Annotated in this window: 23 protein-coding genes and 1 riboswitch; of the genes, 14 read left to right on the top strand and 9 right to left on the bottom strand. The window is 74.1% G+C overall.

Annotated features, from left to right (window positions below):
- Window positions 1-80: 80 nt before the first annotated feature.
- Genes ACFVX9_RS09190 through ACFVX9_RS09180 form a run of 3 tightly spaced genes read left to right on the top strand, consistent with a single transcriptional unit; the run spans window position 81 to window position 2867 of the window.
- Window positions 81-914, top strand: coding sequence for a lysophospholipid acyltransferase family protein (locus tag ACFVX9_RS09190; RefSeq protein ID WP_380375639.1), 834 nt, complete (start codon window positions 81-83; stop codon window positions 912-914).
- Window positions 915-949: 35 nt separating this feature from the next.
- Window positions 950-2209 (top strand): MacS family sensor histidine kinase, encoded by a 1260-nt coding sequence (gene macS / locus ACFVX9_RS09185; protein WP_244293333.1) that lies wholly within the window; start codon window positions 950-952, stop codon window positions 2207-2209.
- Window positions 2187-2867 carry a response regulator gene (locus ACFVX9_RS09180; protein ID WP_380375637.1) on the top strand — a complete coding sequence of 227 codons (681 nt, stop codon included), beginning with the start codon at window positions 2187-2189 and terminating at the stop codon, window positions 2865-2867. Before macS ends, ACFVX9_RS09180 begins: the two co-directional genes overlap by 23 nt.
- 79 nt (window positions 2868-2946) lie before the next feature.
- Here the strand turns inward: ACFVX9_RS09180 and ACFVX9_RS09175 are convergent, their stop codons facing one another.
- Window positions 2947-4881, bottom strand: a complete 1935-nt coding sequence (locus ACFVX9_RS09175; protein ID WP_387981116.1) for a chorismate-binding protein — start codon at window positions 4879-4881, stop codon at window positions 2947-2949.
- 241 nt (window positions 4882-5122) lie between these two features.
- Between ACFVX9_RS09175 and ACFVX9_RS09170 the strand changes: the two genes are divergently transcribed.
- Both ACFVX9_RS09170 and ACFVX9_RS09165 read left to right on the top strand, forming a co-directional pair.
- A complete protein-coding gene (locus tag ACFVX9_RS09170) occupies window positions 5123-6532 on the top strand; it encodes a class II 3-deoxy-7-phosphoheptulonate synthase (RefSeq protein ID WP_380336515.1) in 1410 nt (469 codons plus the stop codon).
- A gap of 197 nt (window positions 6533-6729) precedes the next feature.
- Window positions 6730-7023: a bacterioferritin-associated ferredoxin gene (locus tag ACFVX9_RS09165; RefSeq protein ID WP_063347261.1), complete on the top strand. Its 294-nt coding sequence runs from the start codon at window positions 6730-6732 to the stop codon at window positions 7021-7023.
- Window positions 7024-7054: 31 nt separating this feature from the next.
- Here the strand turns inward: ACFVX9_RS09165 and bfr are convergent, their stop codons facing one another.
- Window positions 7055-7534 (bottom strand): bacterioferritin, encoded by a 480-nt coding sequence (bfr, locus tag ACFVX9_RS09160; protein WP_063347260.1) that lies wholly within the window; start codon window positions 7532-7534, stop codon window positions 7055-7057.
- A gap of 221 nt (window positions 7535-7755) precedes the next feature.
- Here bfr and ACFVX9_RS09155 point away from each other — a divergent pair, with 221 nt between their 5' ends.
- Window positions 7756-8385 carry a molybdopterin-dependent oxidoreductase gene (locus ACFVX9_RS09155; RefSeq protein ID WP_063347259.1) on the top strand — a complete coding sequence of 210 codons (630 nt, stop codon included), beginning with the start codon at window positions 7756-7758 and terminating at the stop codon, window positions 8383-8385.
- 47 nt (window positions 8386-8432) lie between these two features.
- On the opposite strand, the gene pknB is transcribed toward ACFVX9_RS09155, so the two are convergent.
- The 4 genes from pknB to thiO form a co-directional block, all read right to left on the bottom strand.
- A complete protein-coding gene (gene pknB, locus ACFVX9_RS09150) occupies window positions 8433-10211 on the bottom strand; it encodes a Stk1 family PASTA domain-containing Ser/Thr kinase (protein WP_380375665.1) in 1779 nt (592 codons plus the stop codon).
- A 292-nt stretch (window positions 10212-10503) separates the two neighbouring features.
- Complete coding sequence (locus tag ACFVX9_RS09145; protein ID WP_063347257.1) at window positions 10504-11301, bottom strand: thiazole synthase; 798 nt, start codon at window positions 11299-11301, stop codon at window positions 10504-10506.
- Window position 11302: 1 nt separating this feature from the next.
- Window positions 11303-11587 (bottom strand): sulfur carrier protein ThiS, encoded by a 285-nt coding sequence (gene thiS / locus ACFVX9_RS09140; RefSeq protein ID WP_387981115.1) that lies wholly within the window; start codon window positions 11585-11587, stop codon window positions 11303-11305.
- Window positions 11584-12759 (bottom strand): glycine oxidase ThiO, encoded by a 1176-nt coding sequence (gene thiO / locus ACFVX9_RS09135; protein ID WP_387981114.1) that lies wholly within the window; start codon window positions 12757-12759, stop codon window positions 11584-11586. The genes thiS and thiO overlap by 4 nt, the downstream gene beginning before the upstream one ends.
- A gap of 3 nt (window positions 12760-12762) precedes the next feature.
- Window positions 12763-12875: riboswitch (TPP riboswitch) on the bottom strand.
- An 84-nt stretch (window positions 12876-12959) separates the two neighbouring features.
- Between thiO and ACFVX9_RS09130 the strand changes: the two genes are divergently transcribed.
- The 3 genes from ACFVX9_RS09130 to thiE are packed head-to-tail and all read left to right on the top strand — an operon-like array spanning window position 12960 to window position 15226.
- On the top strand, window positions 12960-14168 hold the full coding sequence (locus ACFVX9_RS09130; protein WP_387981113.1) for an NAD(P)/FAD-dependent oxidoreductase: 1209 nt from the start codon (window positions 12960-12962) through the stop codon (window positions 14166-14168).
- Between the two features lie 42 nt (window positions 14169-14210).
- Window positions 14211-14576 carry an Rv2175c family DNA-binding protein gene (locus tag ACFVX9_RS09125; protein ID WP_063347255.1) on the top strand — a complete coding sequence of 122 codons (366 nt, stop codon included), beginning with the start codon at window positions 14211-14213 and terminating at the stop codon, window positions 14574-14576.
- On the top strand, window positions 14576-15226 hold the full coding sequence (gene thiE / locus ACFVX9_RS09120; RefSeq protein ID WP_363378583.1) for a thiamine phosphate synthase: 651 nt from the start codon (window positions 14576-14578) through the stop codon (window positions 15224-15226). The genes ACFVX9_RS09125 and thiE overlap by 1 nt, the downstream gene beginning before the upstream one ends.
- A gap of 56 nt (window positions 15227-15282) precedes the next feature.
- On the opposite strand, the gene ACFVX9_RS09115 is transcribed toward thiE, so the two are convergent.
- Window positions 15283-16389, bottom strand: a complete 1107-nt coding sequence (locus tag ACFVX9_RS09115; RefSeq protein ID WP_380375630.1) for a polyprenyl synthetase family protein — start codon at window positions 16387-16389, stop codon at window positions 15283-15285.
- Between the two features lie 206 nt (window positions 16390-16595).
- Here ACFVX9_RS09115 and metF point away from each other — a divergent pair, with 206 nt between their 5' ends.
- Together metF and ACFVX9_RS09105 are read left to right on the top strand one after the other, a co-directional pair.
- Complete coding sequence (gene metF / locus ACFVX9_RS09110; protein ID WP_063347252.1) at window positions 16596-17516, top strand: methylenetetrahydrofolate reductase [NAD(P)H]; 921 nt, start codon at window positions 16596-16598, stop codon at window positions 17514-17516.
- Between the two features lie 218 nt (window positions 17517-17734).
- Entirely contained in the window at window positions 17735-18637 is a 903-nt protein-coding gene (locus tag ACFVX9_RS09105) for a hypothetical protein (RefSeq protein WP_387981112.1), read from the top strand.
- Between the two features lie 40 nt (window positions 18638-18677).
- On the opposite strand, the gene ACFVX9_RS09100 is transcribed toward ACFVX9_RS09105, so the two are convergent.
- Window positions 18678-20174 carry a phytoene desaturase family protein gene (locus tag ACFVX9_RS09100; RefSeq protein WP_387981111.1) on the bottom strand — a complete coding sequence of 499 codons (1497 nt, stop codon included), beginning with the start codon at window positions 20172-20174 and terminating at the stop codon, window positions 18678-18680.
- A 67-nt stretch (window positions 20175-20241) separates the two neighbouring features.
- Window positions 20242-20883, bottom strand: a complete 642-nt coding sequence (locus tag ACFVX9_RS09095) for a DUF4126 domain-containing protein (RefSeq protein WP_387981110.1) — start codon at window positions 20881-20883, stop codon at window positions 20242-20244.
- Between the two features lie 583 nt (window positions 20884-21466).
- On the opposite strand from ACFVX9_RS09095, the gene ACFVX9_RS09090 reads away from it, so the two are divergent.
- The 3 genes from ACFVX9_RS09090 (at window position 21467) to ACFVX9_RS09080 (ending at window position 23631) form a co-directional block, all read left to right on the top strand.
- Window positions 21467-22033, top strand: coding sequence for an SAV_6107 family HEPN domain-containing protein (locus ACFVX9_RS09090; RefSeq protein WP_387981142.1), 567 nt, complete (start codon window positions 21467-21469; stop codon window positions 22031-22033).
- Window positions 22034-22078: 45 nt separating this feature from the next.
- Window positions 22079-22831 carry a methyltransferase domain-containing protein gene (locus ACFVX9_RS09085; RefSeq protein WP_363378597.1) on the top strand — a complete coding sequence of 251 codons (753 nt, stop codon included), beginning with the start codon at window positions 22079-22081 and terminating at the stop codon, window positions 22829-22831.
- Between the two features lie 410 nt (window positions 22832-23241).
- Window positions 23242-23631: a DUF3040 domain-containing protein gene (locus ACFVX9_RS09080; RefSeq protein ID WP_063347247.1), complete on the top strand. Its 390-nt coding sequence runs from the start codon at window positions 23242-23244 to the stop codon at window positions 23629-23631.
- Window positions 23632-23774 lie beyond the last annotated feature (143 nt).

The following is a 23774-nucleotide window of genomic DNA, read 5'->3' as shown; positions in this document are numbered from 1 at the left end:
GGCCCGCCGGGGCGGGGCGGGGCGCGGGCCGAGCCCACGGGGCATTAGGATCGACCGGTCCGCATAACAGGAGGCCCGGGTTGTTCTACCGACTGATGAAGATGATCGTCGCGCCACTGCTTCGGATCTTCTTCCGGCCGTGGATCGAGGGTGAGGAGAACATCCCCACCGAGGGCGCGGCCATCATCGCGAGCAACCACCTGTCCTTCTCGGACTCCTTCTTCTTCCCCGCGCTGATCAAACGCCGGGTGACCTTCATCGCGAAGGCCGAGTACTTCAACACCCCGGGCATCAAGGGCCGGCTGACCGCCGCGTTCTTCAAGGGCGTCGGCCAGCTGCCGGTGGACCGCTCGGGCGTGCGCGGCGCGGGCGAGGCCGCGATCCGCAGCGCCATCGCGGTGCTGGACGGCGGCGAGCTGTTCGGCGTCTACCCCGAGGGCACCCGCTCGCCCGACGGCAAGCTGTACCGCGGCAAGGTCGGCGGCCTGGCCCGCGTCGCGCTGGCCACCGGCGCGCCGGTCATCCCGGTCGCCATGATCGACACCGAGAAGGTCCAGCCGCCCGGTCAGGTGATCCCCAACTTCGGCACCCGCCCCGGCATCCGGATCGGCCGCCCGCTGGACTTCTCCCGCTACCACGGCATGGAGAACGACCGCTTCATCCTCCGTTCGGTGACGGACGAGGTGATGTACGAGATCATGCGGCTCTCCGGCCAGGAGTACGTGGACATCTACGCGACCGCCGCCAAGCGGCAGATCGCCGACGACAAGAAGAAGGCCGACGCCGAGCGCAAGGCCGCCGCCAAGGCGGAGAAGGCGGAGGCGGAGGCCGAGAAGGCCGCCGCCGACAAGGCCGCCGCGACGGAGCAGGCCGAGCAGTCCGGGCAGGAGCCGAAGGAGACCGGGTCGGCCTGACGACCGCGGGCACGGCCCAGGGGAGGGGCGCAAGGATGACGGACGGCGAGAGAACCGGGGCAGTCGGCGGCGCGGTCGCGGCCGGGGGCATGTCCGTCGAACTGCCGTTGTGGAAGGCCATCTCCTACTTCCGGGTGCTGGCGCTCTGCTACGCCCTGCTGCGCTACCTCAACTCCTACCTGGACTTCCTGCACCCCGTCGCCGGCTGGATCTTCCTCGGCACACTCACCCTCTGGACACTCGCCAGCACCCGGGCCTTCGCCGGCCCGCAGCGCTGCACCTGGTACGTGCTCGGCACCGACCTCACCCTCGCCGTCACCGGCATCGTGATGAGCGGCCTGACCGACGACCCGGTACGGATCAGCCACGGCGCGCCCACCCTGCCGACCATCTGGGCCGCCGGCACGGTGCTCGGCTTCGCCGGCAAGGGCGGCTGGCGCTGGGCGGCCGCCGCGGGCACGGTGATCGGCGTCGCCAACATCCTCGGCCACGGCGGCCCGACCGGCGACAACATCCACAACATCATGCTGCTGATGGTGGCCGGCTGCGCCATCGGCTACGTCATCGAACTGGCCCGCGCCAGCGAGGCGACGCTCACCCGGGCACTCCAGGTCGAGGCGGCCACCCGGGAGCGCGAGCGGCTCTCCCGGGACATCCACGACGGCGTGCTCCAGGTGCTCGCCCTCGTCCAGCGCCACGGCGCCGAACTCACCGCGCGGCCGGCCGAGGGCGCCGCGGCTGCGGCCGGTGGACGCCCGGGCGGCGACGCCGACTTCGCCGAACTCGGCCGACTGGCCGGTGAGCAGGAGCGCGCCCTGCGGGCGCTGATGACCGGCGGCCCGATCCCGGGGCAGCGCCCGCAGGAGTGCGGGGCCGGGGAGCCGCAGGACCTCACCGCGCTGCTGCGCCCGTACGCCGACGAGCGGATCACGCTGTCCGCCCCCGGCGGGCCGGTGCTGCTGCCCGCCGGGGCGGCCGGCGAACTGGCCGCGGCGGTCGGCGCCGCCGTCGACAACGTCCGCCGGCACGCCGGGGAGCGGGCCCGGGCCTGGATCCTGGTGGAGGACGAGCCGCAGGCCGTCACGGTCAGCATCCGCGACGACGGCCCCGGCTTCGCCCCCGGCCGCCTCGGCGAGGCGGAGCGGGCCGGGCGGCTGGGCGTCTCCCAGTCCATCCGCGGCCGGCTGCTGGACCTCGGCGGCACGGCCGAGCTGTACTCGGCGCCCGGGGAGGGCGTCGAGGTCGAACTCCGTGTCCCGAGGAAGGGCTCTGATGACCGATCAGCCGACGACTGACCGGCCGATACGGGTGATGGTCGTGGACGACCACCCGATGTGGCGCGACGCCGTCTCGCGGGACCTCGCCGAGGCGGGGCTCGACGTGGTGGCCACCGCGGGCGACGGCGAGGAGGCCGTCCGCCGGGCCCGCGCCTGCTCGCCGCAGGTCGTCGTACTGGACCTCAACCTGCCCGGTCTGCCCGGCGCCGAGGTGTGCCGCCAGGTGGCCGCGCAGGATCCGGCGGTGCGGGTGCTGGTGCTCTCGGCCAGCGGCGAGCACCAGGACGTGCTGGAGGCGGTGAAGTCCGGCGCGACCGGGTACCTGGTCAAGTCGGCCGGGCGGGAGGAACTGCTGGACGCGGTGCGGCGCACGGCCGTGGGCGACGCCGTGTTCACCCCGGGCCTGGCCGGCCTGGTGCTGGGCGAGTTCCGCCGGCTGGCCGCCGAACCGGCCCCGGCCTCCGCGCCGGCCGTCCCGCAGCTGACCGCGCGGGAGACCGAGGTCCTGCGCCTGGTGGCCAAGGGCCTGTCGTACCGGCAGATCGCCGACCGGCTGGTGCTGTCGCACCGGACGGTGCAGAACCACGTGCAGAACACGCTCGGCAAGCTGCAACTGCACAACCGGGTGGAACTGGTGCGGTACGCGATCGAGCAGGGGCTGGACGACGACATCTGACGGCTCCGGCGGTCCAGGCCGCGTCGGCGGTCCCGCGTGCGGCGGGGGCCGGTCCCGGGACCGGCCCCCCACCGGCTGCTCAGCCGCGGACGGCCGCCGCCTCGCGCAGCAGGCCCGCCACGATGCCGACGCCGTCGCGGGTCAGCACCGACTCGGGGTGGAACTGGAGGCCGGCGAAGCCGGGCCCGCGTAGCGCGTGGACGTCCCCGGTGGCGGCGTCCCGGGCGACCTCGACGCCCTGTGCGGCGAGCCGGGCCGCGTCGGCGTCCGAGCAGCGCGCGGTGAACGTGTTGTAGAAGCCGACGGTGTGCTTGGTGCCGAACAGGTCGACGCTCTCCTGCGCCCCCTGGTACGGGACGTCCTTGCGGCCCAGCGCCAGCCCGAGCCCGCCGCAGAGCAGCTGGTGGCTGAGGCAGACCGCGAGCAGCGGCGCGGTGCGGGCCCCGGACCGGACCGCGGCCAGGGCGTCCGCGACGACCGGCCGCAGCAGGGCCATCTTGGGGTCGTCGGCGAGCGCCGGGTCGCCGGGCCCGGGGCCCAGCACCAGCGGCCCGCGGTGCGCCGCCAGCAGGGCGGGCAGCCCGGGCGCGTCGTAGCGGACGACGCCGACCTGGTGGCCGATCGAGGTGAGCAGGTGGGCGAGCATCGAGGTGAAGGTGTCCTCGCCGTCGACCACCAGGGTCGGCGCGGGCTCGGTGACCACGGTCGGCGTCTGCATCCGCAGCCAGAACGGGGCGAGGTCGGCCCGCCGGGCGTCCAGGGCGGCCTGGACACGGTGGTCGTCGGCCAGCCGGGGGCCGGTGGGGCCGGGCAGCCGGGCGGGCGCGGGCCGGGCGCCGATCGCGGTGAGCACCCCGGCGGCCTTGGCGTGGGTCTCGGCGACCTCGGACTCGGGGACGGAGTGGCGGACGAGCGTGGCGCCGACCCGGACGACCAGGCGGCCGGTGGCCGGGTCGATGTCGGCGGTGCGGATGCAGATCGGCGAGTCCAGCAGCTGCCCGCCGCTGGCGGAGCGGCCGATCAGGGCGAGCGCGCCGGAGTAGTAGCCGCGCCCGCCGGGCTCGTACCGCTTGATGACCCGGGTGGCGTTCTGTACCGGGCTGCCGGTGACGGTGGCGGCGAACATCGTCTCGCGGAGCACCTCGCGGACGTCCAGCGAGGTGCGTCCGCGCAGCTCGTACTCGGTGTGGGCGAGGTGGGACATCTCCTTGAGCCGGGGCCCGAGCACCTGGCCGCCGAGGTCGCCGACGGTGCACATCATCTTGAGCTCCTCGTCGACGACCATCGTCAGTTCCTCCAGCTCCTTGGGGTCGTGGAGGAACCGGAGCAGCGAGTCGATGTCCGAGCCGCCGGCCGGATAGCGGTAGGTGCCGGAGATCGGGTTCATCACGACGGTGCCGCCGCTCTGCCGGACGTGCACCTCGGGGGAGGCGCCGACCAGGACGCGTTCTCCGGTGTGCACCAGGAAGGTCCAGTAGGCGCCGCGCTCCTGCTCCAGCAGCCGCCGGAACAGGGTGAGCGCGAGTGCGGGCGAGAAGTTCTCCAGGGTGGCGCCGAAGTCGCGCCGGATCACGAAGTTGGCGCCCTCGCCGTTGCCGATCTCCTCCTCGATCACCCGGCGGACGATCGCGGCGTACGCCTCGTCGTCGATGTCGAACGAGCCGCCGGTGAGCGAGACCGGCGACTGCGGCAGGGCGGCGGTGAGTTCGGCCAGCGGCAGGGTGTGCTGTTCGGTCACCGAGAGGGCCTGCAGCGGGGTCCCGTCGTCGTGCGCCTCGAAGCCGCGCTCGCGGATCTGCCGGTACGGGACGAGCGAGAGCAGGTCGTGCACCGGGCCGTCGGCCGGGACGCCGGTGCGGACCGGCAGGTCGGCGAGGTTGCGGTAGCTGTCGACGGTGCCCACCAGCACCTCGACGGTGTCCGGGGCGAGCCGGGGGGTGCGGCGGTGCAGCAGGGCGAACGCGGGCGCGTCGGGAGCGGTGAGGCGGGCGAGCAGGTCGGCGGTGGCGGTCACGGAGCGGCTTCCTTCCGGGGGACTGGTGAGGTGCGGTGCTGGGATCCGCTCCCGGAGGGCCGTCTGCGCATACGCCGACGGCCGCCCCGAGGGGCGGCCGTCGTGTTCGTCTAGGAACGCGCGATCGGTGGGCCACCCTTGGGGGAGGCCCACCACCAGGAGTGGGTGTGGGGCGCGTGCATGGTTCGAGCGTAGCGGATCGTGCGGGGAGGGTGAGCCCGGTCACGTGTTTGTCCGAGTTATGTCTCACCCCTCGGGCAATGGTCACGAATCGCTCGGGTCACCCCGTAGCCTTGGTGGTGTGACCGTGACGACTGAGACATCGAGGACTGGCCACTCCTGGCAGTCCCTGCCCGCGGCGCAGCAGCCTGAATGGCCGGACCAAGAGGCTCTGCGCAAGACCCTTGCCGAGCTCGCCTCGTATCCGCCGCTCGTGTTCGCCGGCGAGTGCGACCAGCTGCGCGCCCGGCTCGGAGCCGTGGCGCGCGGGGAGGCCTTCCTGCTGCAGGGCGGTGACTGTGCCGAGGCCTTCGACGGCGTTTCGGCGGAGCACATCCGCAACAAGCTGAAGACCCTGCTGCAGATGGCCGCCGTGCTGACGTACGCGGCCTCGGTGCCGGTCGTGAAGGTGGGCCGGATCGCCGGCCAGTACTCCAAGCCGCGCTCCAAGTCGACCGAGACCCGCGACGGCGTGACGCTGCCGGTCTACCGCGGTGACTCGGTGAACGGCTTCGACTTCACCCCCGAGTCCCGCATCCCGGACCCGGAGCGTCTCAAGCGGATGTACAACGCGTCCGCCGCGACGCTGAACCTGGTGCGCGCGTTCACCACCGGTGGTTACGCGGACCTGCGCCAGGTGCACGCCTGGAACCAGGACTTCGTGCGCAACTCGCCGGCCGGCCAGCGCTACGAGCAGCTCGCCCGGGAGATCGACAACGCCCTGGCGTTCATGAACGCCTGCGGTGTGGCGCCGGAGGAGTTCAAGACCGTCGAGTTCTTCTCCTCGCACGAGGCGCTGATCCTGGACTACGAGACCGCGCTGACCCGCGTGGACTCGCGCACCGGCGAGCTGTACGACGTCTCCGGCCACATGGTGTGGATCGGTGAGCGCACCCGCCAGCTGGACCACGCGCACATCGAGTTCGCCTCGAAGGTCCGCAACCCGATCGGCGTCAAGCTCGGCCCGACCACCTCGGTCGACGAGGCACTGACCCTGATCGAGAAGCTGGACCCGGAGCGCGAGCCGGGCCGCCTCACCTTCATCACCCGGATGGGCGCGGGCAAGGTCCGCGACCACCTGCCCACCCTGGTGGAGAAGGTCACCGCGTCCGGCGCCCAGCCGGTGTGGATCTGCGACCCGATGCACGGCAACACCTTCGAGGCCTCCAGCGGCCACAAGACCCGCAGCTTCGACGACGTGCTCGACGAGGTCAAGGGCTTCTTCGAGGTGCACCGCGCGCTGGGCACCCACCCGGGCGGCATCCACGTGGAGCTGACCGGCGACGACGTGACCGAGTGCGTCGGCGGTGGCGACGAGGTGCTGGTCGACGACCTGCACCAGCGCTACGAGACGGCCTGCGACCCGCGGCTCAACCGCAGCCAGTCGCTGGACCTGGCGTTCCTGGTGGCGGAGATGTACCGCGGCCAGTGAGCTGCCACGGGTGAGCCGCCGCCGGCGGGTCACCGGTGAACGAATGTGACGAAAGCCCCTCCGGATTCGGGTTCCCCGAGCCCGGAGGGGCTTTTTCGTACCCGGATCGCCGGGTAAGGTGAGGCTTAGTGAAGTAAGGCAAGCCTTAGTCAAGATCGTTCCGCCGGTCGGCGCCGCACCACCCTGGAGAGTCCGCGATGTACGTGTGCATGTGCCATGCGGTCACCGAGGACCAGGTGAAGAAGGCGATCGACGCCGGTGCCGAGACCCCGCGCCAGATCGCCCGGGGCTGCAAGGCCGGCACCGACTGCGGGTCCTGCGTCCGACGGATCCAGGCCCTGCTCGGCGAGCACGGCGCCCGGCCCTGCCCGACCGCCCGCCTCGCCGCGAAGCTCGGCCTGGCCGACCCGCAGGCCCAGGCCGCGCCCGCGCCGGTGGCCGCCGCGGCGCCCGCCGCCCCGGCCCTGGTCGCCCCGCTGCGCGCAGCCTGAGGACTCGGCCTGAGGGCTCGGCCTTGAGGGCTCAGGACTCCGGCTGCTCGATCACCTGGGCGAGGTAGAGCGCCTCGCCGAGCTTCTCCAGGAGCTCCAGCTGGGTGTCGAGGTAGTCGATGTGGTGCTCCTCGTCGGCCAGGATGTCCTCGAAGATGTTCGCCGAGGTGACGTCGTTCTTGGCGCGCATCACGACGATCCCGCGCTTCAGCCGGTCGATCGCCTCGACCTCGATCTGGCGGTCCGCCTCGAACATCTCCTTGACCGTCTGGCCGATCCGGACGTGGAACAGCCGCTGGTAGTTCGGCAGCCCGTCCAGGAAGAGGATCCGGTCGGTGAGGGTCTCGGCGTGCTTCATCTCGTCGAAGGACTCGTGCCGGGTGTACTTGGCGAGCTTCGTCCAGCCGAAGTTCTCCTGCATCTTGGCGTGCAGGAAGTACTGGTTGATCGCGGTGAGCTCCGCGGTGAGCTGCTCGTTGAGGAACTCGATGACCTCTGGGTCGCCCTGCATGGCTGGTGCCTCCCTGCGCTACGGCCTGTTGTGACTCCTGCGCTGCGCATCCTGGCATCGAAATGGGAGGAAATTCCAGTAAGTTCACACTCACTAGGACATGTTTCGGAATATCCGATTTGAGCTGATACGGGCTCGACCACCGGTTCTTGGGGATGGGGCGCGTGGCCGCGCCAAGGGGCGCGCACGGCGCGTCGACCGCCGTCTGTCACCATGGAGTCATGGGTCAGTCCGAACAAGAACCGCTTCCGCCGTCTGACCCGAGGCTCCCCCCGGGGCAGCGCGTGCAGCGCGGCTGGCCCGCCCTGCACTACGGGCCCGTACCCCGCTTCAAGCCGCTGACCTGGGACCTCCAGGTGTTCGGCGCGACCGCCTCGGCGGAGAAGCACAGCTGGGACTTCGAGGCCTTCCACGCCCTGCCGCGCACCACCGTCGTCGCCGACCTGCACTGCGTCACCAAGTTCACGCTGCTCGGCAACGAGTGGTCGGGCGTGCCGGCCGCCGCCCTCCTCGACCTGGAGCCCCCCGCGCCCGGCGTCACCCACGTGATGGTCTGGGCCGAGTACGGCTACAGCGCCAACCTGCGGCTGGCCGACTTCGCCGACCCGCGGACGATCTTCGCCACCCACCGCAACGGCGAGCCGCTGACCGCCGAGCACGGCTTCCCCGTCCGGCTGATCGTCCCCGGGCTGTACGCCTGGAAGGGCCCCAAGTGGGTCCGCGCGGTGGAGTACATGCGGGCCGACCGCCGGGGCTTCTGGGAGGAGCGCGGCTACCACAACCTCGCCGACCCGTGGCGCGAGCAGCGCTACTCCCACCAGGAGGAGCCGGGCGACGGCCCGCTGCGCTGAGGGCGGACCGACGTTCGGAGGAATCCCCTCAGAAGCGAGGGATCCCCTTAGAAGAAGGGGAAGTTGACCGTCACCGCGGTGTGCTGCGGGCGCCGCTCGCCGGCCGCCGGGGACTGGCCGGACACCTTGCCGGTGCCGAACAGGTTGACCCCGCTGGTCTGCATCGTGAAGCCGGCCGCCTGGAGCGCCTTCGCCGCGTCGTCCTTGCTCATCCCGGTGACGTCCGGGACGGGCACCATGCCCTTGCTGACCACCAGCGAGACCGCGGTGTTCTCCTGGAGCAGCTGCCCGGCCGCCGGCGAGCTGCTGATCACCACGCCCTCCGGCACGGTGTCGTCGTACGTCCCGGTCACGCCGCCCCTGGTCAGCTGGGCCGCGGTCAGCGCGTCGGCGGCCTGGTCGGCGGTCTTCCCGGTCAGGTCCGGCACCGCGATCCGCTTGGGGCCCCTGGAGACGGTGACCGTCACGGTGTCGCTCTTGCGGGTCCGCGCACCCACCCCGGGGTCGGTGGCGATCACCTGCCCGGCCGGGACGCTCTCGCTGAACGCCTCGACGAAGCGGCCGTGCATGCCGTCCTTGTCCAGGATCCGCTGGGCCTCGGCCCGGTCCTTGCCGAGCACGCCGGGCACCGGCCCGTACAGCCCCTCGGACAGCCCGTACGTCGCGCCGCCGACCGCCAGCACCAGGGCGGTCAGCGCGGCCGCCCAGATCAGCGGCTTGCGGGGGAGGCGGCGCAGCAGGCCGGGCCGGCGCCCGCGCACCGGGGTCGGCTCGTCGTACGGGCGCGGCTCGACCAGCAGCTGGTCCAGCAGCTCCGCCGGCACGTCCAGCACGCTGGTGGGCTCCGGCGCCGCGGCGTCGACGGGCCCCGTCGGCGGCTGGATCACCGAGGTCGGCTCGCTGGTCGGGTAGCGCGGGCTGGGCCGGGTGGAGGCCGGCGGCTCGGCGTCCAGCTCGGCCGGGGTGAGCGTGCGGCGGAGCCGCTGGAGGGCGGCGAGCAGTTCGACCGCGTCGTACGGGCGGGCCTCGGCCGTCCGGGCGCAGGCGCCGGCCACTATGGCGTCCAGCCCGGGGCCGACGGCCGGGGCGATCAGCGAGGGGGCGGGGACGTCCTCGTGCAGGTGCTTGTACATGACCTGGACGGGGTTGTCGCCGGTGTGCGGGCGGCGGCCGGTGAGCATCTCGTAGAGCAGGATGCCGGCCGCGTAGACGTCGACCCGCTGGTCGGTGGGGGCGTCCGGGAGGATCTGCTCGGGGGCCAGGTAGGAGACGGTGCCGAGGACCGTGCCGCCGGTCGCGGTGCTGGTCGAGGTGGGCGCGCCGTCGGCGGTGCCGAGGACCCGGACCAGGCCGAAGTCGGCGACCTTGACCAGCCCGTCCTCGGTGATCAGCACGTTCTCGGGCTTGACGTCCCGGTGCACCAGCCCGGCCCGGTGGGCGGCGCCGAGGGCGGCCAGCACCGGCTCCAGCACGTCCAGCGCGGCCCGTACGGACAGTGCGCCGCGGTCGCGCAGCAGGTCCCGCAGGGTGCGGCCGGGCACGTACTCCATGGCGAGGAAGACGTTCGCGCCGTCCGCGCCCTGGTCGAAGACGTTCACCACGTTCGGGTGGGAGAGCCGGGCGACGGCCTTGGCCTCGCGGATGAACCGGGCGGTGAAGCCGTCGTCCCCGGCCAGCGCGGGGTGCATCACCTTGAGGGCGACGACCCGGTCCAGCCGGGTGTCGGTGCCCTTGTAGACGGTGGACATCCCGCCGGTCGCGATGCGCTGCTCGACCCGGTACCGGCCGTCGAGCAGGGTACCGATCAGGGGGTCGTGCAGTGCCATGTCCACCCGGAGAGTCTAGGGCGTGCCTTCAAACCCCCGTCGTCCGCCCGGAGGGCGGGCGTGGCGGCGTTGGGGTGCGTGCATCGCAAGGCGGAGGAGGGAGTCCATGCGGAGCATCGGCGACCGACGACAACGCGGCGAGGTGCGTGCCCCGGCGTCGGCGCGCAGGCGGGGGTTTGAAGGCACGCCCTCGGGCTCCGGCGGCAGCGGGGCCCGGAGGACATCGCCTCCGGGCCCGGCTGTGCCCGGTTTGTGACACGGCACACGCGGGCGGGTGCCGGGCGTCCCGGTGTCAGAACGCCGGGTGCTCGCGGGTGTCCAGCTCCGCCCGGCCGGCCATCGCCGAGGAGGCCTCGGCGTGGAACCGGCGCGGGATGCGGCCGGCCCGGTGGGCGAACCGGCCCGCCTCGGCGGCGTGCCGCATCGCCTCGGCCATCAGCACCGGGTCCTGCGCCCTGGTCACCGCGGAGGCGAGCATCACCGCCGCGCAGCCCAGCTCCATCGCCAGCGCGACGTCCGAGGCGGTGCCGGCGCCCGCGTCCAGGATCACCGGGACGCCCGCGCCCTCCACGATCAGCTGGAAGTTGTGCGGGTTGCGGATGCCCAGGCCGGAGCCGATCGGCGAGCCCAGCGGCATGATCGCCGCGCAGCCGACGTCCTCCAGCTTGCGCGCCAGCACCGGGTCGTCGTTGGTGTACGGCAGCACCGTGAAGCCGTCGTCGACCAGGGTCTCGGCGGCGTCCAGCAGCTCGATCGGGTCCGGCAGGAGGGTTCGCTCGTCGGCGATCACCTCCAGCTTCACCCAGTCGGTGCCGAGCGCCTCGCGGGCCAGCCGGGCGGTCAGCACGGCCTCCCCGGCGGTGAAGCAGCCCGCCGTGTTGGGCAGCACCCGGATGCCGTTGCGGGTCAGCACGTCCAGGACGGAGCCCTGGGTGCCGGCGTCGACCCGGCGCATCGCCACGGTGGTCAGCTCGGTGCCGGAGGCCAGCAGTGCCCGTTCGAGGATCTCCAGGCTGGGTGCGCCGCCGGTGCCCATGATCAGCCGGGAGCCGAAGGACGCCCCGGCGATGGTCAGCAGGTCGTCGGCCATGTCAGCCTCCCTGGACGGCGGTGAGGATCTCTATCCGGTCGCCCGCCGACAGTTCCGTGGCCGGCCACGAACTGCGCGGCACCACGGCTTCGTTGAGGGCGGCGGCGACGCCGCTGTGGGCGGCGCTGAGGGTGGCCACGACCTCTGCGAGGGTGGTCGTGGTGGACACCCGGCGGGGCTCGCCGTTGACGGTCAGCGCGATCTCGGCCGGTGCGGTCCGGGCCGGGGTGGTCTGGGTCGGCGTGGTCTGGGCCGGCGTGGTCTGGGGTGGTGCGATCTCGGTCATGCGGAGGCCTTCGTGGTGGAGCGGTCGGGGGAGAACCGGGTGGGTGTGAACGGCTGTGCGAGCTCGGGGAGTTCGCCGGTCGCCAGGTACTCGGCGAGCAGGTCGGCGGTCACCGGGGTGAGCAGCACGCCGTTGCGGTAGTGGCCGGTGGCGGCGACCAGCCCTGGCAGCGCGGTCGGGCCCAGCAGCGGGGCGTTGTCCGGCGATCCGGGCCGCAGCCCGGCCGAGGTCTCCAGCAGCGGGAGTTCGGTGATGCCCGGCACCAACTCGTGGGCGTCGCGCAGCAGTTCGTACACCCCGCCGGCGGTGACGGTGGTGTCGTAGCCCTGCTCCTCGGTGGTCGCGCCGATCACCAGCTCGCCGTTCTCCCGGGGCACCAGGTACAGGTGCTGTCCGCGCACCACCGCGCGGACGTTGCGGGACAGGAACGGCCGGTACGCCTCGGGGATCCGCAGCCGCAGGATCTGCCCCTTCACCGGGCGGACGGCCGGCAGCACGCCCTCCGGCAGTCCGGGCAGCCGGTGGCTGTGCGGGCCGGCCGCGAGCACCACCTGGTCGGCCCTCCGGGTCTCGCCGGTGCCGAGCCGGGCGCCGACCGCGCGGCCGCCCTCGACCAGCAGCCCGACGGCCTCGGCACGGTGGACCACGACCCCGGCGAGCTCGCAGGCGGCCACCAGGGCGGTCAGCAGCCGGCGGGGATCCACCTGGTGGTCGTCCGCGACGTGCAGGCCGCCGCGCACGCCGGGGGCGAGCATCGGCTCCAGCCTGCGGGCCTCCCGGCCGGTCAGCCAGGCCGAGTCCAGGCCGAGCCGCTGGTGGAAGGCGTGCAGCTCGCGCAGTTCCTCGCGGTCGTCGGAGTCCAGCGCGACGGCGATCGTGCCGCACCGGCGGTACCCGGTGTCCAGGCCGCCGCTCGCCTCGGTGAGCTCGGCGGCGAAGTCCCCGTACCGCTGGTTGGAGGCCATGCCGAGGCGCAGCAGAGGTTCCTCCCCGTACTGCAGCTCGGTGACCGGGGCGAGCATCCCGGCCGCGACCCCGGCCGCCCCGCCGCCGGGGGAGGGGTCGACCACGACGATGTTCCGCAACCCGCGCTGCGCGGCGCGCCAGGCGACGGCGAGGCCGATGATGCCCCCGCCGATCACCAGCACGTCGGCGTAGGTTTCCTCGGGCAAGCGTGACAAGGCTGCTCTTCTCCCTTCGCCGGAATGACCCGGATCAGGTTCGGACGGTCGCGGGCCGTGCCAGCCCGCCTCTCAGCCCGGTACGCCGGGCTCCCGTGATGGTGCCCCCACCATAACGCCGGGGGCGGGCCCGGCCGAAGGCCCGTACGCGGGGTGGACGGGCCGGTGGCCCCGGCAGGGCGCTGAGTACAGTGACGGGCGTGGCAGAGCTGAACGCAACGGATCGGGTGGTCGTCGTCGGGGCCGGGCTGGCCGGGGCGCAGTGCGCCCTGAAGCTGCGGCAGGGCGGCTGGCGGGGGCGGATCACGCTGGTCGGGGAGGAGCCGCACGCGCCGTACGACCGGCCGCCGCTCTCCAAGGACGTGCTGCTCGGCAAGGCCGACGCCACCACCCTGGACATCGACTACCCGCACCTGGGCATCGAACTGCTCACCGGCCGCCGCGCCACCGGCCTCACCCCCGGCGTGCTGCACACCGACGCCGGCGACCTCCCGTACGACGCCCTGGTGATCGCCACCGGCGCCACCCCGCGCGCCCTGCCCGGCGCCGAGCGCGCGCACCTGCTGCACACCCTGGACGACGCGCTGGCGCTGCGCGCCCTGCTGCGGCCCGGCCTGCGGCTGGTGCTGGTCGGCGCGGGCTGGATCGGCGCCGAGGTGTCCACCGCCGCCCGCGCGGCCGGCTGCGAGGTGACGGTGGTCGAGGCGGGCCCGGCGCCCGTCCCCGGCGCGCTGCCGGCCGAGGTCGGTTCGGCGATGGCCGCCTGGTACGCCGAGGCCGGTGTCGACCTGCGCTGCGGGGTCGGCGTGGCCGCCGTCGAGGAGGGCGCGGTGCTGCTCGCGGACGGCTCGCACCTGCCCGCCGACGAGGTCGTGGTCGGCGTCGGCGCCCGGCCCGCGACGGGCTGGCTGGCCGGTTCCGGCGTCGAGCTGGACGGCACCGGCGCCGTCCTGGTGGACGGGCGGCTGCGCACCGGCCTGCCCGGCGTCTTCGCGGCCGGGGACTGCGTCAGCTACCCGTCCGCCCGCTCCGGCGCCCGGCTGGCCGTCCAGCACTGGGACCACGCGTTGCAGTCCGGCGAGGCCGCGGCGGCCGCCGTCCTCGGCGCGGACGCGCCGCCGTACGACCCGGTGCCGTACTTCTGGTCGGAGCAGTTCGGCCGGATGGTCCAGTACGCCGGGCGGCACGCCGAGGGCGACGAACTGCTGTGGCGCGGCGGCCCGCAGGACGCCTCCTGGACGGTGCTCTGGCTGCGCGACGGGGTGCCGAGCGCGCTGCTGGCCGTCGACCGGCCGCGCGATCTGACCCAGGGCCGCCGGCTGATCGAGCGCGGCACCGCGCTGGACCGGGCCCGCGCGGCGGACCCCTCGGTGCCGCTGAAGTCGGCGGTCGCGGGGTAGCGGCTGGTGCGCGGGGGGCTGTGGAGGTGGCAGTCTGGTGGCGTGAGTGAGATTGAAAGCAAGATTGAAGCCCTGGTTTCCGAGTGGATGTACCTGCCCGACATCTCGGAGCAGTGGGGGGTGCGCGTCACCGAGGTGCGCGACCTGGTCCGCACCGGCGGGCTGATCGCCGTCCGGCGGGGCCCCAACAAGTCGCTGCAGGTCCCTGCGGCGTTCATCGACGGCCAGGGGCTGGTCAAGCACCTGTCCGGCACCCTGACCGTGCTGCGCGACTGCGGGTACAACGACGTGGAGATCCTGGAGTGGCTCTTCACCGAGGACCCGTCGCTGCCCGGCAGCCCGATCCAGGCGCTGCAGGAGAACCGCGGCACCGAGGTCAAGCGGCGCGCCCAGGCGATGCTGATCTGATGGCGGCGGACACGCCGCGCCGGCGGCTGGCCGACGCCCGGCTGTACCTGTGCACCGACGCCCGCCGGGAGCAGGGCGACCTCGCCCAGTTCCTGGACGCGGCGCTGGCGGGCGGGGTGGACATCGTCCAGCTCCGGGACAAGGGCCTGGAGGCCAAGCAGGAACTGGAGGCCCTGGAGGTCTTCGCGGACGCCTGCCGCCGCCACGGCAAGCTGCTGGCCGTCAACGACCGCGCCGACGTCGCGCACGCGGCCCGGCCGGACGTGCTGCACCTCGGACAGGACGACCTGCCGGTGCCGGCCGCCCGGGCGATCCTCGGCGACGAGGTGCTGATCGGCCGGTCCTGCCACGCCGAGTCCGAGGTGGACGCGGCGGTCGCCGAGCCCGGCGTGGACTACTTCTGCACCGGCCCGGTCTGGCCGACCCCGACCAAGCCGGGCCGCCCGGCGCCGGGCCTCGGCCTGGTCTCGTACGCGGCGAAGCAGAGCACCGACCGGCCGTGGTTCGCCATCGGCGGCATCGACCTCGGCAACCTCGACGAGGTGCTGGCCGCCGGCGCCCGCCGGGTCGTCGTGGTCCGCGCCATCACGGCCGCGGACGACCCGCAGGCCGCCGCCGCCGAGCTCGCCCGGCGGGTGCGCTCGGCCTGACGGCCCCGGGGGCCGCCACCGTTCTCCGTACCTGCGGATCCTCTTGCGTGCGGATCTCAGTACTTGCGGACGGTGGCGGCCTCGGCCAGGGCCAGCAGCACCGTGCGGGCCTGCTCGTCGGCCAGCGGCGCCGCCTCCAGCGCGGCCAGGGACTGCCGCATCAGCTCGTCGATCCGGCGCTCCACCCGCTCGGGCGCGCCGCTGCGGGCCACCAGGTCGCGCAGCCCGGCGACCTCCTCGGGCAGCAGGTCCGGCGCGCCGAGCCGCTCGTCCAGGTGCCGGGCGTCGGCGGCCGGCAGGCCCCGCATCGCGTGCGCCACCAGCAGGGTGCGCTTGCCCTCGCGCAGGTCGTCCCCGGCCGGCTTGCCGGTGACCGCCGGATCGCCGAAGACGCCGAGCAGGTCGTCCCGCAGCTGGAAGGCCTCGCCCAGCGGCAGCCCGAACGCCCCCAGCGCCGCCACCAGCTCCGGGCCGGCCCCGGCCAGCAGCGCGCCGACCTGGAGGGGGCGCTCGATCGTGTACTTCGCCGACTTGTAGTGCAGCACCGTCTGCGCCCGGTCGAGCGCGCCCTCGTCGGCGGAGTCGCCGGCCACCGGCTCCAGGACGTCCAGGTACTGGCCGACCATGACCTCGGTGCGCATCAGGTCGAACACCGGCTTGGCGGCCAGCACGGCGGCCGGCTCCAGGCCCGAGCGCAGGAACAGCTCGTCGCACCAGATCAGCAGCAGGTCGCCGAGCAGCACCGCCGCCGATGCGCCGTACTGCTCGCGGTCGCCGCGCCAGCCGTTCGCCCGGTGCAGCGCCTCGAAGCGGCGGTGGATCGAGGGCAGGCCGCGGCGGGTGTCGCTGCGGTCCATCAGGTCGTCGTGCACCAGGGCGCTCGCCTGGAGCAGTTCCAGCGCGGCCGCCGCGTTCGCGATACCCTCGCCGCCGGCCGGGCCGCCGGCGCCGCGCCAGCCCCAGTAGCAGAAGGCCGGGCGCAGCCGCTTGCCGCCGTCCAGCAGGAAGTCGCGCAGGGCGTCGGCGGCGGGCACGAGCTGCGGGGAGATCTTGTCCAACAGGGCGGACTGGCCGTCCATGAACGCGGCGAGGGCGGCGTTGACGCGCGCGCGGACGTCCTCCACGTCTATGGGGTTGGCCGGCCGGTTGCTGGACGAGGTCACGATGAGGCTCCGCTGGTTCGCTGGGGTGCAGCAAGCGTAGCGGGGCGACTGGGAACGGATGTGCGAGCCGGCGTGCGGGCCGGCGGGCGCGGGCTTCGAGCGCCGGTCGGAATTCGTCGGACCACGGACGGAGTATCGTCCACCGCTTGTCTCAATCCGTGGTACCGAGTTGTCCGGCCCCTTCGAACGCCCGATAACCTGCCAGCATGGCACTCGGCATCGCTTCCACCAGACCGGACCGCGCACTGACGGTCCGCGAACTCCTGGCAGCCGGAAAGCGGTCCTTCTCCTTCGAGTTCATGCCCCCGCGCACCGAGGTCGGCGAGCAGAGACTCTGGGACGCCATCCGCCGGCTCGAACCGCTGGACCCCAACTTCGTCTGCATGACGTACGGCGCGGGCGGCTCCTCGCGCGAGCGCACCGTCAACATCGTCGGCCGGATCGCCACCGAGACCACGCTGACCCCGGTCGCCCACCTGACCGCCGTCGACCACTCGATCGCCGAGCTGCGCAACATCATCGGCCAGTACGCCGACCAGGGCGTGCGCAACGTCCTCGCCGTCCGGGGGGACCCGCCCGGCGACCCGATGGGCGAATGGGTCAAGCACCCCGACGGCGTCACGTACGCGTACGAGCTGGTCGAGCTGATCAAGGGCATCGGCGACTTCTGCGTCGGCGTCGCCGCCTCGCCGAACATGCACCCGCGCTCCACCGACTGGGACGAGGACATCCGGCACTTCGTCGGCAAGGTCCGGGCGGGCGCCGACTACGCGATCACCCAGATGTTCTTCGAGGTCGACGACTACCTGCGGCTGCGCGACCGGGTCACCGCCGCCGGCTGCGAGACGCCGATCATCCCGGAGATCATGCCGGTCACCAACGCCAAGCAGCTGGAACGCTTCCCCCAGCTGAGCGGCTCCGCCTTCCCCGCCGACCTGGAGGCCCGGCTGCGGGCCGCCGTCGACGACCCGGCGGCGCTGCGCGCGATCGGTATGGAACACGCCACCGCGATGGCCGAACGCCTCCTCGCCGAGGGCGCGCCGGGCCTGCACTTCATCACGCTCAACCACTCCACGGCGACGCTGGAGATCTACCAGAACCTCGGCCTGCACCAGCGCCACGCGTAGGCCCCGTCCGGCGCCCCGTCGGGGCCCTGCCCCGGGCAGACCGGGGCCCGCGAGCCCGGACGTTCACCGGCCCGTCACCGCCCCGACGGTGACGGGCTCGGTCGTGTGCGCCCCGGCCGCGACCGGCGGGAACGCGATGCGGTACCCCGGCCGTTGAACCGGTACAGTCGCCGCACACGCGCGGCGAGCGCGGGCACGCGACTGGAGGTAGCGGGCGGATGGGCATCGGATACCTGCTGCTGTACGTCGCGTTGGCGGTGGTGGCGCTCTGGCTGGTCGCCGAGGTCCTGCTGCAGAACCGGGCCCCGCTGCACTGGCGGGCCCTCGCCCTGGTCGGCTTCCTCGGAGTGGCCGCCGGCATGGTGCTCGGCTCCGTCCCGGTGATCGGCGCCGGCGCCGCCCTCTTCGCGGCCGGCCAGACCTTCGTCACCCTCTCCGTCAAGCGCGGCTACCGGGCCGGCTGGTCGCTGCGCAAGGCCGACGGCTCGCTGCCCGGCCCGCTCGCCAAGGTGCCCCTGCTCGGCGCCCTCACCGGCGGCGCGGCCGCCGTGGCCGCGGTCGAGGCCACCGAGAAGCGGATCGGCGAGGTCAGCGCCGTCGAGGAGGCCCCGGCCGCCGCCCCCGCCCTTGCCCCGGTTGCCGAGGACGTCCCCGAGGTCGAGCAGACCGCCGCCTTCGAGATGCAGGAACTCACCCAGGACGGCGTCTACGCGCCCGCCTACTACGAGCAGCAGCAGGCGCCGCACGACCCCTACGCCGAGGCCTACCAGTCCGGCTACGACAACGCCGCCCAGCCGCAGCCGGCCTACGAGCAGCAGCAGTGGCAGGGCCAGCAGCAGCCCGCCTTCGCCTACGACCAGGGCTACGGGGCCTACCCCCAGCAGCCCGACCCGTACAACGGCTACCCGCAGCAGGACCAGTACCAGTCCTACCCGCAGCAGCAGCCCGGCTGGGAGCAGCACCCCCAGCAGCAGTGGCAGACCCCGCAGCAGCACCCCGAGCAACACCTGGAGCAGCACCCCGGCCAGCAGCCCGGCCAGCACCCCCAGGGCATCCCGCAGCAGCAGTCCTACGACCACACGTACGGCTACCAGCAGCAGAACACCTGGCCCCAGGGCTGAGTTCCGGCGGCCAGGGCCGCTAGGCCCTGTCCGGCCGGACCTAAGCCGGGCCGATCAGGTTGGCGGCGATGCAGGCGGACATGCCGGCCCGGGCCAGTCCGCCGCCGGGGTGGGCCGCTCCGCCGATCAGGTAGAGGCCCGGGACGGGCGACTCGTTGGCGGGCTGGAGCCATCCGCCGCCGTCTCCGGCGAGCGCGGGCCGGGGGACCGACCCGCCGAGGGCGCCGGTCTCCCGGCGGGTGTCGTCCGGGGTGCGCACGACCCGCCACAGCACCCGTTCGCGCAGGCCCAGGCCGGCGGCGTCGGCGTGCGCCAGCAGCTGGTCCGCGTAGCGCTCGGCGACCCCGGGCGCCGTCCAGTCGACGTCGCCCTGGGCGGGGACGGTCGCGGTCAGCACCACGCTCTCGTGCGCGTCGTCGGGGCGCAGCGAGGGATCGTCCGGGCGCAGCACCTGGAGGGTGGGGCGTTCGCAGGGCGGGGCCGAGAGGGTCAGGGCGTCCCGCTCGGCCGCCGGGTCGGCGGCGTGCACCACCGTCCGGTGCGGGGTGCCGGCCGGCCGGGCGCCGCGCAGCGCGAGCAGCACGCTGAACCGGCCGGGCACCTCGGACGGCTCCCCCTGGTCGGGTCCGAGCTCCGGCCACCGGGCGAGGCCGTCACGGAACACCGTCCTGGTGTCCATCGAGGAGACCACCAGGTCCGCGTCGATCCGGCCGCCCGGGGTGTCGACGCCGCAGGCCCGGCCGCCCTCGACCAGCACCTCGGTGACCGGGGTGTCGAAGCGGAACTCCACCTTGCGCAGCTCGCAGCGCCGGTGCACCGCGTCCGCCAGGGCCCGCAGGCCGCCCCGGACGTACCAGACGCCGAAGGACTGCTCCATGTACGGCAGCACGGTGGCCCCGGCGGGGGCGGACCCGGGGGGCAGGCCGAAGCGCAGGGCGTGCTCCGCCAGCAGGGCGGTGAGGCCGGGGTGGCCGCCGAGTTCGCGGGCGGCGACGTCGGCGAGGGTCCACGGGCGGGGCCGGCCGAGCCGGGCGAGCAGGCCGCGCCGGGGCGGGACGGGGTAGGGGTCGGTGTGCAGCGGCGACCGGTCGGCCGGGAGCGGCTCCTCCAGGAGCGGGCGGCGGGTGGCCTCCCAGACCGTCCGGCCGTGGTTCATGACCGCGCTCCAGCGGGCGCCCGAGCCGGCGCCGAAGGCGGCGTCCAGGGCCTGGCTGACGCCGCCGCGGGAGGCGTTGGGCAGGCTGACGGCGGTGCCGTCCGGGAACAGGTGCCGGCTCTCCGGGTCCACCGGGGCGAGGTCGACGAGCTGTTCCAGCGGCTCCTTGCCGGTCTTCAGCGCGAGGTCGCGGTAGACGGCCGGGAGGGTCAGCAGGCCGGGGCCGGTGTCGAAGGCGAAGCCGTCGCGCTCGTACCGGCCGACCATGCCCCCGTACGTGCCGCCGGCCTCGCAGACCGTCACCCGGTGTCCGAGGGTGGCCAGCCTGGAGGCCGCCGCGAGCCCGCTCATTCCTGCGCCGATGATGACGATCCGTGCCATGGCACCTGATCCTAGGCCGTGACCTGGGCCGTGACCTGGGCCGGTCCGGGCCCGGCGGGCGCCGTCCTCAGCGCCGTGGGACGTACGGCCGGTCCGCCTCCTGTTCGCGGGCGGCGGACCGGGCGTCGCGGGCGGCGCGGCGTTCGCGGCGGCGGGCCCGGAAGGCGCGGATCCGGTTGACCGCGAACCAGACCAGCAGCAGGCCGACGGCGAGCAGGACGGCGGAGATCGAGGCGGCCAGCCAGGGGTGGAAGATCGCCAGGGAGACCAGCCCGGCCACCGACACGTCCTCCGCCATGCTGACCGCGATGTTGCTGGCCGGCTCGGGCGAGGTGTTGACCGCCATCCGCAGCGAGGCCTTGACCAGGTGGCTGACCAGCGCCGTGGTGCCGCCCATCGCGCCCGCCGCGACCTCGCCGAGCGAGCCCGGGTCGGTGCTCGCGATCAGCGCGCCGACGGTGGCGCCCGCGATCGGCCGGATCACGGTGTGCACGGAGTCCCAGAGGCTGTCGACGAACGGGATCTTGTCGGCCACCGCCTCCAGCAGGAACAGCACGGCGGCCGCCACCAGCACGTCGGTGCGCTCCAGCGCGGGCGGCACCGAGTCCGCGCCGCCGAAGCGGCCCAGCAGTCCGAGCAGCAGCACCACCGCGTAGGCGTTGATGCCGCTGGCGAGTCCGCTGGTGAAGATCAGCGGCACGATCGTCATGGCTTCCCCCTCCTCATCGCTTTCCCCCTCCTTCTCGTGGCCGTGGCCGGGCCGCCCCGGCCACGGCCGTACCGTACCGGGACGTGCCGGGTCGGCCCGCCGGTTCCGGCCACGCCAGGGCCCGGGGCCGACGGATCTGAGTACGCGTACTCAGATCCGGGGTTGAGTACGTCAGCGGATGGCCCGCCGACCTGCCGGGACGGGAGAGTGGTGGCACCGGGACGGCGGCGCGTCGGGCGCCCCGCCCCGGACGGCGGATCCGTCCGCCCAGCCGGCAGATGAGGGGTCGGCGGGGCGGCGGCGGAGATCCGCCACTGGAGCCGGTCACGGGCCCTGCACCGCCGACACGGGGCGGCGGAGCGGGCCGGGGGGAGACCGGCCACCGGAAGGGGGAGCTGGCCACCGCCGCCTGTGGGGAACGGCGGAGCGGCGGCGTACGGCGGCGGCACAGGACCTGGGGGGACAGGCCCGTGCCCGCCGCCGCTCACCCGTTCCGGGCCGCGTTGTCAGTGGTCCCGTTCACGATGGAGGGGCACGGACCGCCCGGTCCGCGCGCTGCCTCGGAACGGGGGAGACCATGACCATCAGCCGTCCTGAGCCCGTCACCGCCCGCCTCCACTCCACCGCCCTGCCGTCCTCCCCGGGCGGGCGCCCGGGTGGCGGGGACGTCCACCCCGTGCTGCGCCGGACCGCCGCGCCGCCGGCCGCCCTCGACCTGCTCGCCGACGCCCACCGCACGCTCGCCCGGGCCCGCCTCCTGGAGGACCCGCTGGAGCGGTACGCCACCGCGCACCTGGCCGCGCTGCGCACGGTGGCGGCCGTGCTCGCGGTGCGCGGGCGGCCGGAGAAGAGCCCGCGCCGGCGCAAGGCCATCCGCAGCGCCTGGGAGGTGCTGCCCGAGATGGCCCCCGAGCTGGCCGAGTGGGCGCTCTACTACGCCGCCGGCGCCCGCCGCCGGGCGGCCGCCGAGGCCGGGATTAGGGGCGCCGCCTCGGCCCGTGACGCCGACGACCTGGTCCGCAACTCCGCCCTGTTCCTGCGCCTGGTGGAGCGCCTGCTCGGCCTGCTCCCGGCCCCGCCGGCCCCGCGGCTTCCGCTGGACGGCGACGACCCGCCGGGGGTGACGGGCCCGGCCACCCGCCCGGTCTAAGGTGGAGGCATCCTGATCGATCTGCATGTGCCGAGGAGCCCCGCCTTGTACCCGACGCGTCCCCGCAGTGCCCTGCGTACCGCCGTGGTGTGGGAGGTGGTGCGGGCCGCCCTGGAGAAGCGGGCGGCCGAGCTGGACCAGCCGGTGCTCGACGTGGTCGACACCGGCGGCGGCACCGGCAACTTCGCCGTGCCGGTGGCCAAGCTCGGCCACCGGGTCACCGTGGTCGACCCCAGCCCGGACGCGCTGTTCGCGCTGGAGCGCCGGGCAGCCGAGGCCGGGGTGACGGAGCTGGTCCGGGCCGTCCAGGGCGACACCCAGACGCTGCCCGAGCTGGTCGCCCCCGGCACCGTGGACGCGGTGCTCTGCCACGGTGTGCTGGAGGTCGTGGACGACCCGGCGGAGGCGCTCGGCAGCCTGGCCGGCACCCTGCGCCGGGGCGGCCTGGTCAGCCTGCTGGCCGCCAACCGCAACGGCGCCGTGCTGGCCCGGGCGCTGGCCGGCCACTTCACCGAGGCCCGGACGGTGCTGTCCGCGACCGACGGCCGCTGGGGCGAGCAGGACCCGATGCCGCGCCGCTTCACCGGCGAGGAGCTGGGCCGGCTGGCCGAGGGCGCGGGCCTGCGGGTGGAGTCGGTGCACGGCGTCCGGGTCTTCGCCGACCTGGTGCCCGGGGTGCTGGTGGACGCCGAGCCGGGCGCGATGGAGGCGCTGCTGAAGCTGGAGGAGGCCGCCGCCGAGCAGCCCGCGTTCCACGCCGTGGCGACCCAGCTGCACCTGCTGGCCACCCTGGCCTGAGCGGCCGCGGGACCGCCCACCGCCGTACGGTTCGCACGCCGTGCGGCGGCGGTTCGCCTTCCGGACGTCCCCCGGCCTCGTCCGGGTGGTCCCGAACCTGCCCAGGTCCGGACCGATTCCACCCGTTCGGGCACTTGTCCGCGTCTCGTGGCGTTGAGCCGGGTGCGGCCGTGCCCGGTCGAAGTGGCCCGTCCCACGCGGCGCAGACCACTCCGTAACGGGCTCACGGACCGTATGATCTGGGTAAAGCCGGAAAGCATGACAGCCGGATGCGTGGGGCATATGGACGACACGGGCCGGGTCCCCCCGCACAGGCGTCCGACCGTGTGCCCCGAAGGCTGATTGGACTTTGCCTCCCCGACCGGGGTGGCGGACCGGTCGCACCCGCGACCGACGAGTAGGAGGACTCCGTGCCGCTCTCGGAGCACGAGCAGCGACTGCTCGACCAGATGGAGCGAGCGCTGTATGCCGAAGATCCCAAATTCGCGACGGCGCTTGAGGGAACCGGGCTGCGCACCTACACCCGCCGGCGGGTGTACCTGGCCGTTGCCGGCTTCGTGGTGGGCATCGGCCTGCTGATGGGCGGCATGGTCGTCCCCGACCAGATCTGGGTCAGCGTCGTGGGCTTCCTGGTGATGCTCGGGTGCGCGGTGTTCGCCGTGACCGGCTGGCGCCGCGGCCCCGCCGGCCAGGGCTCCGGCCCCCGGCCGGCCGCCGCGCCCCGCCGCAAGGCCGGGATGATGGACCGGGTGGAACAGCGCTGGCAGCGTCGACGGGACGAGCAGACCGGCGGCTTCTGAGCCGCGCACCGCACGCCCGCCGGGGCGCGCACACGCTGGACGAACGCCGGGGCGGGGGGGTGGGCTGGGGCCTGGCCCTGGGTTTTTCTTTTTCCGCGGCAGACCCGTTTTTCTTTGTCCTCTCCCTTGGGCCCCGGGGTTCC

It is taken from the genome of Kitasatospora sp. NPDC058243 (genome assembly GCF_042882025.1).
GTDB lineage: Bacteria > Actinomycetota > Actinomycetes > Streptomycetales > Streptomycetaceae > Kitasatospora.
This window is presented reverse-complemented; position numbering and strand designations above follow the sequence as displayed.